13 protein-coding genes are annotated in these 13,970 nt (G+C 71.2%); 9 read left to right on the top strand and 4 right to left on the bottom strand.

Annotation, left to right across the window (positions count from 1 at the left end; all coding sequences use genetic code 11):
- Positions 1-148 precede the first annotated feature (148 nt).
- The 5 genes from OG252_RS35025 to OG252_RS35005 all read left to right on the top strand — a co-directional run bounded on the left by OG252_RS35025 (position 149) and on the right by OG252_RS35005 (position 6,201).
- Positions 149-1,384, top strand: a complete 1,236-nt coding sequence (locus OG252_RS35025; protein ID WP_266440142.1) for a cytochrome P450 — start codon at positions 149-151, stop codon at positions 1,382-1,384.
- Between the two features lie 159 nt (positions 1,385-1,543).
- Positions 1,544-3,814, top strand: coding sequence for a hypothetical protein (locus OG252_RS35020; protein ID WP_329341180.1), 2,271 nt, complete (start codon positions 1,544-1,546; stop codon positions 3,812-3,814).
- Positions 3,815-3,929: 115 nt separating this feature from the next.
- Positions 3,930-4,349, top strand: coding sequence for a hypothetical protein (locus tag OG252_RS35015; protein WP_329341179.1), 420 nt, complete (start codon positions 3,930-3,932; stop codon positions 4,347-4,349).
- Positions 4,346-5,854 carry a PrsW family glutamic-type intramembrane protease gene (locus OG252_RS35010; protein WP_329341177.1) on the top strand — a complete coding sequence of 503 codons (1,509 nt, stop codon included), beginning with the start codon at positions 4,346-4,348 and terminating at the stop codon, positions 5,852-5,854. The genes OG252_RS35015 and OG252_RS35010 overlap by 4 nt, the downstream gene beginning before the upstream one ends.
- Positions 5,851-6,201, top strand: a complete 351-nt coding sequence (locus tag OG252_RS35005; RefSeq protein ID WP_329341175.1) for a hypothetical protein — start codon at positions 5,851-5,853, stop codon at positions 6,199-6,201. The genes OG252_RS35010 and OG252_RS35005 overlap by 4 nt, the downstream gene beginning before the upstream one ends.
- A 30-nt stretch (positions 6,202-6,231) precedes the next feature.
- Here OG252_RS35005 and OG252_RS35000 read toward each other — a convergent pair whose 3' ends face one another.
- Positions 6,232-8,286, bottom strand: coding sequence for a bifunctional glycosyltransferase 87/phosphatase PAP2 family protein (locus OG252_RS35000; RefSeq protein WP_329341173.1), 2,055 nt, complete (start codon positions 8,284-8,286; stop codon positions 6,232-6,234).
- Between the two features lie 394 nt (positions 8,287-8,680).
- Between OG252_RS35000 and proP the strand changes: the two genes are divergently transcribed.
- Together proP and OG252_RS34990 are read left to right on the top strand one after the other, a co-directional pair.
- Positions 8,681-10,114: a glycine betaine/L-proline transporter ProP gene (proP, locus tag OG252_RS34995; RefSeq protein WP_329341171.1), complete on the top strand. Its 1,434-nt coding sequence runs from the start codon at positions 8,681-8,683 to the stop codon at positions 10,112-10,114.
- Between the two features lie 121 nt (positions 10,115-10,235).
- A complete protein-coding gene (locus tag OG252_RS34990; protein ID WP_266440127.1) occupies positions 10,236-10,907 on the top strand; it encodes an O-methyltransferase in 672 nt (223 codons plus the stop codon).
- 17 nt (positions 10,908-10,924) lie between these two features.
- Here OG252_RS34990 and OG252_RS34985 read toward each other — a convergent pair whose 3' ends face one another.
- On the bottom strand, positions 10,925-11,317 hold the full coding sequence (locus OG252_RS34985) for an FHA domain-containing protein (RefSeq protein WP_329341168.1): 393 nt from the start codon (positions 11,315-11,317) through the stop codon (positions 10,925-10,927).
- A gap of 80 nt (positions 11,318-11,397) precedes the next feature.
- Between OG252_RS34985 and OG252_RS34980 the strand changes: the two genes are divergently transcribed.
- Positions 11,398-11,808 (top strand): J-domain-containing protein, encoded by a 411-nt coding sequence (locus OG252_RS34980; protein ID WP_266440124.1) that lies wholly within the window; start codon positions 11,398-11,400, stop codon positions 11,806-11,808.
- Positions 11,809-11,820: 12 nt separating this feature from the next.
- On the opposite strand, the gene OG252_RS34975 is transcribed toward OG252_RS34980, so the two are convergent.
- Together OG252_RS34975 and OG252_RS34970 are read right to left on the bottom strand one after the other, a co-directional pair.
- Positions 11,821-12,483: a hypothetical protein gene (locus OG252_RS34975; RefSeq protein WP_266440122.1), complete on the bottom strand. Its 663-nt coding sequence runs from the start codon at positions 12,481-12,483 to the stop codon at positions 11,821-11,823.
- Positions 12,484-12,488: 5 nt separating this feature from the next.
- The gene (locus OG252_RS34970; protein WP_266440120.1) at positions 12,489-13,166 is read right to left on the bottom strand and encodes a hypothetical protein; all 678 of its coding nucleotides are present in this window, start codon (positions 13,164-13,166) and stop codon (positions 12,489-12,491) included.
- 182 nt (positions 13,167-13,348) lie between these two features.
- Here OG252_RS34970 and OG252_RS34965 point away from each other — a divergent pair, with 182 nt between their 5' ends.
- Entirely contained in the window at positions 13,349-13,963 is a 615-nt protein-coding gene (locus OG252_RS34965) for a dihydrofolate reductase family protein (RefSeq protein WP_329341165.1), read from the top strand.
- The last annotated feature ends 7 nt before the right edge of the window (positions 13,964-13,970 follow it).

Below are 13,970 nucleotides of genomic sequence, written 5' to 3'. Positions count from 1 at the left end.
CCTGCAGTCTGCTGACCCCTCGCCCGCCACCGCAAGGGGCGTGCAGGCAATTCGGAGTGCCGCACCCCTTGCTACTTCTAGAACCCGTTACTACCTTCACGGCAGCCTTGTTCCTGATGGACCGTCAGATGGCTGGAGTGAGTTGCCGATGCCCTGTCCAGCGCTTCCCGACGGGTTCGACTTCACCGATCCCGATCTGCTGCAACACCGCGTCCCTCTCCCGGAGTTCGCCGAGCTGCGCCGGGCCGAGCCGGTCCACTGGGTCCCTCAGCCCTCGAACGTCGCCGGCTTCCAGGACGAGGGGTACTGGGCCGTCACCCGGCACGCGGACGTCAAGTACGTCTCGACGCACCCGGAGCTGTTCTCCTCGTACCTCAACACGGCGATCATCCGCTTCAACGAGCACATCGAGCGCGACGCGATCGACGCCCAGCGGCTGATCCTGCTCAACATGGACCCGCCGGAGCACACCCGGGTCCGCCAGATCGTGCAGCGGGTGTTCACGCCGAGGGCCATCCGCGCACTGGAGGACAACCTGCGCGCCCGCGCCCTCGCGATCGCGGCGAACGCACGCGCCCGCACCGGGTCCTTCGACTTCGTCACCGAAGTCGCCTGCGAACTGCCCCTGCAGGCCATCGCCGAGCTCATCGGCATCCCGCAGGACGACCGGGCCAAGATCTTCGACTGGTCCAACAAGATGATCTCGTACGACGATCCGGAGTACGCGATCACCGAGGAGGTCGGCCAGGAGTCGGCCACCGAGCTCATCGCCTACGCGATGAACATGGCCGCCGACCGCAAGCAGTGCCCCGCGAAGGACATCGTGACGACCCTGGTGTCGGCCGAGGACGAGGGCAATCTCAACTCCGACGAGTTCGGGTTCTTCGTGCTGATGCTGGCCGTGGCGGGCAACGAGACCACGCGCAACGCCATCACCCACGGCATGCACGCCTTCCTCACGAACCCCGAGCAGTGGGAGCTGTACAAGGCGGAGCGTCCGGCGACCGCCGCCGAGGAGATCGTCCGCTGGGCCACCCCGGTCAACTCCTTCCAGCGCACCGCCACCCAGGACACCGAACTCGGCGGCAAGCAGATCAAGAAGGGCGACCGCGTCGGCCTCTTCTACGCCGCCGCCAACCACGACCCCGAGGTCTTCGAGAACCCGGACGTCTTCGACATCACCCGCGACCCGAACCCGCACCTCGGCTTCGGCGGCGGAGGCCCGCACTACTGCCTCGGCAAGTCGCTGGCGGTCCTGGAGATCGACCTCATCTTCAACGCGATCGCCGACGCCATGCCCAACCTGAAACCGACGGGCGACCCGCGCCGCCTGCGCTCCGCCTGGATCAACGGCGTCAAGGAGCTTCAGGTCAGCACGAGTTGACGTATCCCGCGTATCCCGCCCTTCTCGCGCACCCCGCGGTTCTCGGGCCGACGGCTTCCCGGCGCCGTCGGCCCGTTCCGCCTTTTGTCCTCCCGACGGGTTGACCACTCCTCGGGGCGGGGACAGCCTGTAGGAAGACAGCATTACGGGGGTTCTGCTGTGAAGAAGGTGTTGTCGCCGTTGACCGGGGCGGCCCTTGCCGTCGGGCTGCTCCTGGGGCTCCTCGCCGTGCCGCAGAGCACGGCTGCGCCTCCATCCGTCGCGGGGGCACAGGCCGGCGTCGTACGGGAAGTCGCTCAGGACGTCGTGCGGGACGAGGATCCGGAGCCGTACGGCGGATCGTGGCGAAGGCTCGACGACTGGCTCCAGAGCCGTATCGGGGAGATCGCGTACATCGCCAGGAAGGCGAGGGGCATCGCCAGCCCCAGCGACGTGGGGCGGAACCTGGCCGTGGGTTTCTGGGACATCACGGGCCTGAACGGCCTGCGCACCCAGGGCTACGAGGTGGTCGACGTCGCCGCGCTGCTGAAGAGCGATCCCCAGCTCTACCGGGAGCTCAAGCTCCGCCACCGCCCGGGGATCGAACGGTTCCTGATCATGCGGGAGACCAACGACCGGTCGCTCTTCCACAAAGACGAGGTCCTGGTCGACGGCGCTCACTCCGAACTCCGCATGCTGATACACGCGGCCCAGTACGTGGGCATCCAGGACATCGGCCGGCTCTTCAACCTCTACAGCGACTTCTCGCCCTGCAAGTCGAAGTGCGCTCCCAGGATCCCGAAGAGCACGGACGTGCAGTACGCCGCCCAGTACCGGGCCGCTGGTTACAAGGACCGGATGAAGGGCCTCCTCGACGCGGCGGGCAAGGCCACGAAGGGGGACAAGGCGATCCACGAGGAGGTGGCGCGGGAAAAGGCGAGGATGGCACAGCTCAAGGAGGCGAACACCGAGCGCAGGTACGAGAAGGCCAGGGAGACGAACAAGGTCCTCAGGACGGACCAGGGCGGCACCTGCGGCAGCCTCGGCCTCGGACCGGCGCGCTCCGGCGTCCAGATGGCGGCCCTTGCCTCCGCCGTGCGGGCGGGGTGCGGCGAGGGCAAGGGTGTCGCCGACAGCGGGCTGGTCAGGGCGCTCTCCGAACCCGTGCCCGAGGCGCCCGGCGGCATCGACTTCTCCGCCCTCGAACTGCGCTATCTGTCCGATCCGGGCGACGGCAGCGGACTCCAGTACTCCTTCCAGGCCCCCGCCTCCACCACCGGCGGCACCTCCCCCGACCTCGGCGTGGACGCGGCACGGCTCACCTCGGACGCCTTCTTCACCTGGCTGCAGCTGGATCCCTCGGCCTACTGGGTCAACCTGAACCCCAGTGAACCGGACCGCATCACCGACCCCCGTCTCGGGCGCACCGACGCCGGGCGCGTCCTGCTCGAAGCTGACCTCCAGCTCAAGAAGGACACCGGCAGACTCATCCATCCCGACAGCACGACCGGCCGACAGTTCTGGGCAGGGCTCGAGGGGAGGTGCATCCTGACCCGAGTGTGGATCGTGCCCTCTCCCGCGCAGGTCCGCACCGACGGCGACAGGCTCTACATCCTCGACGCCCCACTGGACGTGAAGATGGAGTCCGCGCACCGCTCGCAGCTGCCCATGGGACAGGACCCGCTCAACTGCCCGCAGAAGGACGAGGCCACCGAGCGCCACAACGAGGAGCTGTTCCGCTCCCTGGTGCTGGACCGGCTGAAGAAGGACGTCAACTCCGCCCCGCAGTACGCCGATCTGCGTCGTGTGTACCTCGCCCGGGTGGCCGCCGAGTGGTACCGCGACCTGAGCCGGTCCGAGACGACCACCTACGGCGACCTGGTGGGCCGGGGCGAGGTCGGGCCGTGGGCGACCAGGACGGACTGGCAGCCCAGGGACACGTTCGACGCGTACGTCGAGTCGCGCACGGAGGGCGAGTTCGACATCGACCGCTCGGAGACCCACAACGGGCTGGTCTACCGGGCCACTTACTTCTACGGCGGCGTCGACCTGGCCGAAGTGCCGCTGCGGCAGGTGTCGGACGGCTCGTTCGAGGCGCGGTACGGGTCCCTGTCCGAGGACGTCGGCGCGTCCCTGAAGCGGCCGTCGCCCGGCGACGCGTCAGGCACGCTGTGGCTCGGCTCCCCCACCCCGCGTCAGGCGGCCGGCCTCGGCCCGCCCGGTGACGGCTCGTCCCCGTGGGACCTGACGCTGCGTCTGCTGCCCTTCGCGGCGGCCGTGCTGCTCCTGCCACTCGCCGTACTGCTGCTCCGGCGGTGGCGTCGCCGTCCCCTCTCCACCCCGGCCGCCGTGAGTCCCCTGCGCCAGGCGGCTCTCCGATCCGCCCGTACCCGACCCCATCCCCAGGGAGACAACCATGTCGTCCGAGGACGAGAGGGGCCCGGCCCCTGAGTTACCGGCGGGCGACGCCGGCCCGCCACCCATGACACCAGAGCAGGCGGGATCGTCGTCGTACCCGCCGGGTTCACCGCCGTATCCTCCGGATCCGTCCCCTCCCCCGGAACTCATGGGATTCCCGGACGAGGAGACCGCGACGAACGCGGCCGAGCCGGAGCGCGGGCCCCGGCCCTACGTACGGCTGATGGCCGCGATCGGCGGGGTCGGCGCCGTGGCCCTCGTGGTCGCCGCGGTCATGGGGGCCACCACCGAACCGGCGGTGCCGCAGACCGACATGCCGCCGCCCGCGTCGATCGTGCCCACGGAACTGCTCCCGTCCGGTGTCACCGAGATGCCCCTGCCCAGCGGCTACCCGAGCGACTGGCTCACCGGGGTCCCGAGCGAGTGGCCCACCTCCTGGCCCACCGGCGGCCCGGACTACCCGACCCCGACCTTCTCCTTCCCGTCCCTGCCCGAGCTGCCGACCCTTACGGAACTCCCCAGCGACTGGCCGAGCCTCGACCTTCCGCAGGACGGAGCTGCCCCATGACCACGGCACCCGGAGCCCTCCCGCCGCCCCCGCCCCGGCCGCCGGCGCGCGTGCCGCGGCACGGCCTGCCGACCGCGATCGTGGTGGCGCTCGTGATGTCGGCGGCCTACGGCATCGCGCAGATCCTCTTCTGGGCCACGCCCGACGTCACCTCGCCCACCTCCCTGATGGTGCTGTGGCTGAAGCCCCTGCCGGGCGTCTTCGAGGCGACGCGGATCCTGCTGCTCGTCGGCTGGGGCCTCGCGGCGGTCCTGGGCCTGTCGCTCGCCCTGCGGCGCGGCGCTCCCCCGGCCGATCCCGAGGCCCACGCCAGGACGGTCCGCGCCCACCAGTACGGCATCCTGGCGGCCCTGACCCTGCCGTACACGACGATGGCGTTCCACGTCCTGTTCCGGAGCCTGCCCCTGCTGCTGCTCTGCCTGCCCACCACGGCGGCGGCCCTGCTCCTCGTGCACCGCCTCCAGCTGTTCCGCCGGCTGCCCGGCCGGCTGCTGCTGGCCGCGTTCGGCTCGGGCGCGCTGATCGCCGCCGGGTACGGCCTCACCATGAACGTCTGGGCGTGGTGGTACGCCCCCGGCTATCTTCTCGACTGGTCGACCCCCCGGGACACGGTCCGCGCGCTCTTCGCCGTCGGCTGTTTCAACAGCGCCCTCTTCACGGAGCTGGGCAAGGCCGCCGTGGTCGCCGCCCTGTACTTCCTCTGCCGGCGCCACTTCGACGGCGTGGTCTCCGGGGTGGTCCTCGGCGCTGCCGTCGGGCTCGGATTCAACCTCACGGAGACGGTCGCCTACATGAGCGACTACCCGGGCGCGCTCGGCTCGGCCGGCCCCGAGGCCCAGCCGCCCGTGGAGTTCTGGACCCGGCAGGTGGTCGGGCTGATGGCGGTGCACGTGGCCTTCACGGCGCTGGTGGGGGCCGGGTTCGGCGCGGCCCGCAGGCTGCGGGAGCGCAGGGACCGGGCACTGGTCGTCGGCGCGGGGGTGCTGGCCGCGGTGGGCGGGCACTTCTGGACGGACATCGCTCTGGGGCAGCTCGCCAAGCAGCGGGACGACTGGTTCTCCGACAGCGACGCGGTGGGACTGCTGGTGGGGGTGCCGTTGATGACGGCCCTCACCTCGGGGGTGTTCGTCGTCCTGTACGTGCTGGTCCTCAGGCAGGGACTCAGGGCGCAGCGGCTGGGCCTGACCCACGCGCTGCACGCGGAGGCCGCGGAGGGCGGCGGCGCCGTCACGGAACCGGAGATCGGGCTCCTGCTCTCCCCGCGCCGCCGGCTCCTGCTGGAACTGCGGGTGTGGCGCCGGGACGGAGTGGCGGGCGTACGCCACCTCATGCGCCTCCAGCAGGCGCAGCTGGACCTCGCGACACAGCGCATGCACCGCGACCACTCCGGCGCCGACATCTTCGTACCGGATGAACGGCCCCTGCGAGACCGCGTACTGGAACTGAAGGGAGCGCCCATGGCCCCGGAACCGCCCGCCCTCCCGGCGCGGGGAGCGCTGTCATGACCGGCTCCCGTGCCGTGCGGCTGCTGGCTCTGGCCGCGGCCGCCGTGCTCCTCGTGCTCGGCGGGCCCTCGTCCGCCTCGGCGCAGTGTCTGCCCCCCGCCTACCACAGCGACCTGCCGGGTGGCAGCGGGAGCTGCCCGGAGCAGGTCGCGGGCAGCGCGTCGGCCGTCGTGTGGGCGGTGCTCGTGCTCGCCGCGGGGCTGTGGCTCGCCCGGTCGCTGTCCCGGTCGCGGGACAGGACGGACGACGACCTGACGGTCGTCGACTCCGTGTTCAGCCAGTCCGCGCCCGAAGGGAGTCCGGAGAGCGGCACCAGCGGGGGGACCGGCGGGCCCGCGCCTTCGTGACCAGGTCACCGGGGGCGCGGGCGGGGCGGGTCAGCTCGGTGCGGGGTCCTTCACCAGTGACGGTTCGCTGCTGACCCGCTCGGCCTGCGCGCTCCTGGCCCGCGGCCCCTGGAACAGATAGGCCAGCCCGAACCCCGCCGCCACGACCACCGCACCGCCCGCCGCGTCCAGTACCCAGTGGTTGCCGGTCACCACGATCGCCGTCACCGTGAAGAGCGGGTGCAGCAGGCCCAGCGCCTTCATCCACCATCTCGGGGCGATGATCGCGATGACGAGGCCGCACCACAGGGACCAGCCGAAGTGGAGCGACGGCATCGCCGCGTACTGGTTCGTCAGCGCGGTCAGGGTGCCGTAGTCCGGCTTGGTGAAGTCCTGGACGCCGTGGACGGTGTCGATGATGCCGAGGTTGGGCATCAGGCGGGGCGGGGCGAGCGGGTAGAGCCAGAAGCCGACCAGGGCGAGCAGGGTGGTGAAGCCGAGGGTGGCGCGGGCCCAGCGGTAGTCGACGGGGCGGCGCCAGTACAGGACGGCGAGGACGCTCAGCGGGACGACGAAGTGGAACGACGTGTAGTAGAAGTCGAAGAAGTTCCGGATCCAGTCGACCTTGACGACGGCGTGGTTGGCCCAGTGCTCGATGTCGATGTGGAGCCAGCGCTCCATGTCGTGGATCTGGTGGCCGTGCTTCTCCGCGCGGGCCCGGCCGGCCGAGTTGGAGCCGCCGGTCGCCGCGAGTCTGACCTGCTGGTAGGCGGCGTAGGTGACGCGGATGAGCAGGAGTTCCAGCAGCAGGTTCGGGCGGCTGAGGACCCGGCGCAGGAAGGGCAGCAGCGGGACCTGCCTGAAGCGTGCCGGGACGGGTTCGGCGTACTCCGTCGGGATCGGTGACCGGTAGTGCGCCGAGGTGCGGGACAGGAACGGGATGACGGTGGCCGCCGCGACGGCCGCGAGCAGCACCACGTTGTCGCGCAGGGCGTACAGCGCCGGCATGTTCGGCAGCATCATCTTCGCGGGCAGCGTCATCACCACGACGACGGCGACCGGCCACACGTACCGGTCGGAGGCCCGCTTGCCGACCCGGCCGACGACCGCGAGCAGCACCCACAGCAGCTGGTGCTGCCAGGTGGTCGGCGAGACGGCGATCGCGGCGCAGCCGGTGATCGCGACGGCGAGCAGGAGCTGTCCGTCCCGCGCGTAGCGCACGGCGCGGCGCACGCCGAGGGTGGCGACGGCGGCGCCCAGCAGCAGGAAGAGCGTGATCTCCAGCGGGCCGGACAGGCCGAGGCGCAGCAGGAACCCGTGCAGGGACTGGTTGGCGAGGTCGTCGGCCTTGCCGCCGAGACCGACGCCGGCCATGTGGTGCACCCAGTAGGTGTACGAGTCGTGCGGCATCGCCGCCCAGACGAGCGCCGTGCATCCGGCGAAGGTCACGCCGGTGGACAGGGCGGCCCGGCGGCGGCCGGTGAACCACAGCAGCGGGGCGAACAGCAGGACCGTGGGCTGGAGTGCGGCAGCGACGCCGATGAGGAGGCCGCTGGCGCGCTGGCCGCGTACGGAGAAGCAGCCGAGCAGCACCAGCAGGACCGGGATGATGCTGGTCTGGCCGAGCCAGAGCGTGTTGCGCACCGGCAGCGACAGCATCAGCAGGCTGATCGCGACGGGTGCGGCCAGCAGGGAGGTACGGCGGCTGACCGGCTGGGGCAGGGATCGGGCGGCGACCAGGCCGAGCGCGACGACCAGCAGGAGGGTGCCGAAGGTCCAGCCCCAGCCGAGGGCCTGCTCGGCCGCTCGGGTGAGCGGCTTCATGACCCATCCGCCGAAGGGGGTGCCGGTGAAGCGCGTCGAGTCGTACAGCGAGCCCTTCACATGCAGGACACCGTTCGGACCGACCCAGGTCTCCAGATCGGTCAGCCGCTCCCCCCGGGGCGTACTGAGGACGACGGCCACCTGTCGTACGGCGAGGACCACGGCGACCAGCCACAGGCCGAGCCGGGCCGCGCGCAGGCGGGCCTGGGCAGCCGTAGTCGTGCCGACGGCTGTCGCTCCGAAAGCTTCCGCCGGTCGCCCACTGTGCTCCGCATTCGCCACGCCTCGTCGGCCTCCCGCCCCGTTCGTCCCACGCGTCGCATGCGTCGGAATACTTAGCGAACCCTATGAGGCTCGCACCACCCCCGGAGAGAGACGCGGGCAACCCCTGCTTCACCTGACGTCCGCTCTCCTTTTGTCCGGATGACGATAGTGCGCCAAAGGTTCACTTGCCTCCGCAGGGCGCGAGAAGGATCACAGCGGGAGGCCGGAACATCCGCTCCGAGGCCGGGATACGGGCCTGCATACACCGCATTTAGGTGCACCCTGCAGTTAATCGTGCACGGCACGTGAACGGGACAAGTACCCCTATGGTCGATTTTCCGCCTGCCCGCCGTCGCCGCCGCCGTCGCGCAGGCCTGTCCATGTCCCCGTCGAAAGGCAGGCGAGCGAAGTCTTGACGACTGCCCCAGTCGCCGCTCTCCCCGCGAAGAACCCGACCGCCGACCCGACCGCCCCGAAGAACGCCACCGTCACCGACCCGGCCCTCGTGAGGCGCGCCGTGAAGGCCGCCGCGCTGGGCAACGCGATGGAATGGTTCGACTTCGGTGTCTACAGCTACATCGCGGTCACGCTCGGCAAGGTCTTCTTCCCGTCCGGCAACCCCACCGCCCAGCTGCTCTCCACGTTCGGCGCCTTCGCCGCGGCCTTCCTGGTCCGCCCGCTCGGCGGCATGGTCTTCGGGCCGCTGGGCGACCGCGTCGGGCGCCAGAAGGTCCTCGCCGTCACCATGATCATGATGGCCGCGGGCACCTTCGCCATCGGTCTCATCCCGTCGTACGCCACGATCGGCGTCGGCGCCCCGCTGCTCCTGCTGGCCGCCCGCCTGGTACAGGGCTTCTCCACCGGCGGCGAGTACGCGGGCGCCTCCACCTTCATCGCCGAGTACGCCCCCGACAAGCGGCGCGGCTTCCTCGGCAGCTGGCTGGAGTTCGGGACCCTCGCCGGGTACATCGGCGGCGCGGGTCTGGTCACGCTGATGACCGCCTTGCTGTCCACCGACGACCTGCTGAGCTGGGGCTGGCGGATCCCGTTCCTGATCGCGGGCCCGATGGGCATCATCGGCCTCTATCTGCGGATGCGCCTGGAGGAGACCCCGGCGTTCGCGGCCGAGGTCGCCAAGGCCGAGGCGGACCGCCCGAAGGTGCCGCTGCGCGACATGATCACCGGCCAGTGGCGGGCGCTGCTGCTCTGCGTCGGCCTGGTGCTGGTCTTCAACGTCACCGACTACATGCTGCTGTCGTACATGCCGAGCTATCTGACCAGTGAACTCAGGTACGACGAGACGCACGGCCTGCTGGTGGTGCTGGGCGTGATGGCGCTGATGATGGTCGTCCAGCCCTTCGCGGGTGCCCTGACGGACCGGATCGGCCGCCGTCCCGTGATCGCCGCGGGCTGCGCGGGCTTCCTGCTGCTGTCCGTCCCGGCCCTGCTGCTGATCCGTCAGGGCAGCCTGTTCGCGGTCGCGCTCGGCATGGGTGCGCTCGGTCTGCTACTGGTCTGCTTCACGGCGGCGATGCCGTCCGCGCTGCCGGCGCTGTTCCCGACGAGGGTCCGCTACGGCTCCCTGTCCATCGGCTTCAACGTGTCGGTGTCCCTCTTCGGCGGGACGACCCCGCTGGTGGTGACGGCGCTGATCGGCGCGACCGGGAACATGATGATGCCCGCGTACTACATGATGGCCGCGGCCGTGATCGGCGGCGTGGCGGTGTGGTTCATGGCGGAGTCGGCCGGACGACCCCTGCCGGGCTCGGCGCCCTCGCTGGAGCAGCGACCCTCGGCGGAGCAGCGGCCCTCGGCGGAGCAGCGGCCCTCGGCGGCGCGGCGCTAGCGGCGTCTGGGCCGATCGGCTGAAACCTCCCCGTGGGAGTCCCTAGGGAACCGGCACGCGACTATGTTCGTTAGCACAGCTAGTTAGCTGTTCTAACTAGACATACGGAAGGCACAGGTCCATGAGCGAGTCGCAGCGCTGGGACGACGTCGACGACTACTTCACCACCCACCTCGCGCGGGACGACGAGGCCCTGGCGGCGGCCCTGCGCGACAGCGAGGCCGCCGAGCTGCCGCCGGTCAGCGTCACGGCGCCCCAGGGCAAGCTCCTCCAGCTTCTCGCCCAGATCCAGGGCGCCCGCACCATCCTGGAGATCGGCACCCTCGGCGGCTACAGCACCATCTGGCTGGCCCGCGCCCTGCCCGCCGACGGCCGCCTGATCTCCCTGGAGTACAACCCCCGGCACGCGGAGGTCGCCACCCGCAACATCGCCCGCGCGGGCCTCGACAAGCTCGTCGAGGTGCGGGTGGGCCCGGCCCTGGACTCGCTGCCCGAGCTGGCCGACGAGAACCCGGCCCCCTTCGACCTGGTCTTCATCGACGCCGACAAGAACAACAACCCGCACTACGTGGAGTGGGCGCTCAAACTCACCAGCGTCGGCAGCCTGATCGTCGTCGACAACGTGGTGCGGGGCGGCCGGGTCGCCGACACCGACAGCACCGCCCCGGACATCCAGGGCACCCGGACCGCCATCGAACTGATCGGCAAACACCCGAGGCTGAGCGGTACGGCGATCCAGACGGTGGGCAGCAAGGGCTACGACGGTTTCGCGCTGGCCCGCGTTCTCGCGTAGCCCCTGCCCCGGTTCCCTCACACCTCGTGATAGAAGCCGACGTTGACGCTGCGCGGGGCGGTGCGGTCCTGGACGATGATCTCGCCGCTGCCGCCCCTGGGCAGCGGCACGGTCCCGCCGTAGGACAGCGGCTGCGCGTACTCGCCGACGGTGAGGCGGACCTCGGAGGACGGGTCGGGCTGGGAGCCCTGCAGCCAGGTCAGGTGCCAGGTGCCGTCCGGGCCGCAGAGGAACTCCAGGTGGACGCGGGAGACGAACAGCCAGTCGTCGGGTGTCGCGAGGCGGCACACGGTCTTGTCCCGGCCCACCCGCAGCACGGCGCCCGGCTCGCTGGGCGAGTCGGCCATGAGCATGCCGGCCGTGGCACCCTCCTCCGCCGCGGAGACGGCGGCCATGGTGAGTTCGAGCACGTGCGCTCCTCCTGAAGTGTCCTTACGCAGCCGCCGCATGATAAATCGCCCGGCCCCGACCCGTCCGGCACAATGGACTCATGACCGAGCGAAAACCACCCGGAGTTGCGTTCGAGTCCTGGGTCGACAAACAGATCCGTGATGCCGAGCGCCGCGGTGAGTTCGCCCAACTCCCGGGCGCGGGCAAGCCGTTGCCGGAGGGCACCGACACGTCGTACGACGAACTGTGGTGGATCAAACAGAAGATGGCCCGCGAAGGCCTCGCCGTCCTGCCGCCCACCCTCGCGCTGCGCAAGGAGGCCGAGGACGCGCTCGCGGCTGCGTACGCGGCGCCCTCGGAGCGGATCGTCCGGAAGATCCTCACGGACGTCAACGTCAAGATCAGCGACATGATGTTCAAGCCGCCGCCCGGTCCCCCGCTGGGCATGAAGCCGTACGACGTCGAGGACGTCGTACGGCAGTGGCGGGAGCGCCGGGCGGCGCAGGCCTGAAGGCCCGAATCCTCAGGTGCGTAGCAGTCGCTCCGCCAGTTCGCGGTAGTCCCGCAGGGCCAGACGCAGTTGTTCGGTGTCGGTGGACGTGGCGGGCTTGCCCTCGGTGCCGCCGCCGTCCGTGGCCTGCCAGGAGTTGCGCAGGGTACGGCGCCGCTGTGTCACCGCGTCGGTGAAGCGGGCGGCGGCCTCCTCCAGCACGTGGTCGGCCTCCTCGACGGCCGACTTCGGAGCGTCCACGAACCCGGTGACCGCGTGCTGCAGTCGCGAGGAGAGCTTGTCGCTCTCGTCGCGCGGGAGGAGGCGGCCGCCGTGGCTGCCCTGGCCCTGCTCGGATCCGTGGCTCTGTTCGGAGCCGGTGACCAGCGGTGCCGAGTCGGAGGAGGTACCGGAGGGGCCGTGGCCGGCCGGCGTGCCCGCCGGGGCCGGAGCGCCCGGGGTACCCGCCGGGGCCGGGGCGTCGCGGCCCGTGGCGGTCTCGCCACCGAACCCGCCGCCCGACTCCGTCTCACGGCCTCGCCCGGTCTCCGCGCCGGTCGCCCGCACGTTGCCCGGTACCTTCTCGCCCGTCACCGGGTCGCGGCCCGGAGCCGCAGCCGGGACCGCGGACCGCCCCCTGGGCTTTCCGTCACGCGGGGCGCCCTCGGCGCCCGGGCCGCTCGTCGCATCCGTCATGTCATTCAACTCCCCTTCGCATGACGCCTGGTGAATCCCCACGGCTGGTGGTGGGCACGACCGTGCGCCGCCTCGCCGTCGGACCTTTCGACGGTCTTCCGGGACTCGTCCCGGTGCCGGGTCGGGCGCGTCAGGTCCTCGAACAGGGCCCGCGCCTCGACCATGGCCTCGCGCATCTCCTCGGTGCCGGCCCTGCCGTCGCCGTCCTGCGTCCCGGTCCCGCCCGCGGTGGCGACGCGGTGTACGCGCCGGTAGCCGTGCACGTGGTGAGCGTGGTGCACGGACAGCGCGTCGAGCTGTTCGTCGTACCGCGCGCCGTCCGGGAAGCCCCGGGCGCCGGCCAGCTCGGCGAGCAGCCGGTCCGCCTCGGCCACGGCCTCCCGCGGCGAGTCGACGAACCGCTCCTGCGCGGCCGTCCAGCGGGCCTCGTACTGCTCGCGCTGTGCGGGTTCCAGCGGCCGCTCGCGCAGCGATCCGTGCCGCTCCACGCGCTCGGCGAGCTCGTGCTCGGCGGCCGTGGCGTCCCCGTCGTGCCGGGCCACGGCCCGGTCGTACTCGGGCCCGAAGCGCCGCTTCAGGTTCTGGCCGCCGGGTCCGCGCCGGGCCCGCAGGGTCAGTACCGCCGCGACGATCACGAGGGCCGCCACGATCACGATCAGAGCGATGATCAAGCCTGTCGACATGAGTGCCTTCCGGGTTCTCGACCCAACCGGCTCTCCGTACGGGCCGGTTTCAACGACCGGGTAGCCCGGGCGGCCCCGTCCAAACTGTCCGCGCATCCGTGGCGACGGCGTGTCGATCCGGTGTGCGCCCGATCGACGCAAGGGTGAAGGCACCGAGAGAGCGCCCCGAGGAGGAGGTCGTCATGAGTGACGTCATCGCACAGCTGTCCATGTCGCTGGACGGGTACATCGCCGGTCCGGAATCGGGGCGCGAGCACCCCCTGGGCATCGGCGGGGAGCGACTGCACCAGTGGGTGTTCGGGCTGCGGTCGTGGCGCCGGATGCAGGGGATGAAGGGCGGGACGACCGGCTCGGAGGACGAGCTGCTCGCCGAGTGGATCGCCCGTCCGGGCGCGGTGGTCATGGGCCACCACATGTACATCACCGGCGAGATCCCGTGGGGCGACGACCCGCCCTTCCACATGCCGGTGTACGTCGTCACCCACCACGAGCGCGAGCCCCTCGTGAAGGAGGGCGGCACCACCTTCCACTTCGTCACCGAGGGCCCGGAGCACGCCCTCGCCCTCGCCCGGAAGGCGGCCGGCGACAAGGACGTCTCCCTGGCCGGCGGCGCCGACCTCGTGCAGCAGTTCATCCGGGCCGGATGGCTCGACGAACTGTGGCTGCACGTGGTCCCCGTCCTCGCCTGCGGCGGCCGCCGCCTCTTCGACGGCCTCGGCGACCAGCAGCTCGAGTGGCGCAAGACGCAGGTGCTGGACTCGCCGGAGGCCACCCATATCCGGTTGCGGACGGCTTAGCCGCGCT

The sequence above is a fragment of the Streptomyces sp. NBC_01352 genome, assembly GCF_036237295.1.
Lineage (GTDB): Bacteria > Actinomycetota > Actinomycetes > Streptomycetales > Streptomycetaceae > Streptomyces > Streptomyces plumbiresistens.
The sequence above is the reverse complement of the archived record's forward strand: the minus strand, read 5'-3'. Positions and strand labels throughout refer to the sequence as shown.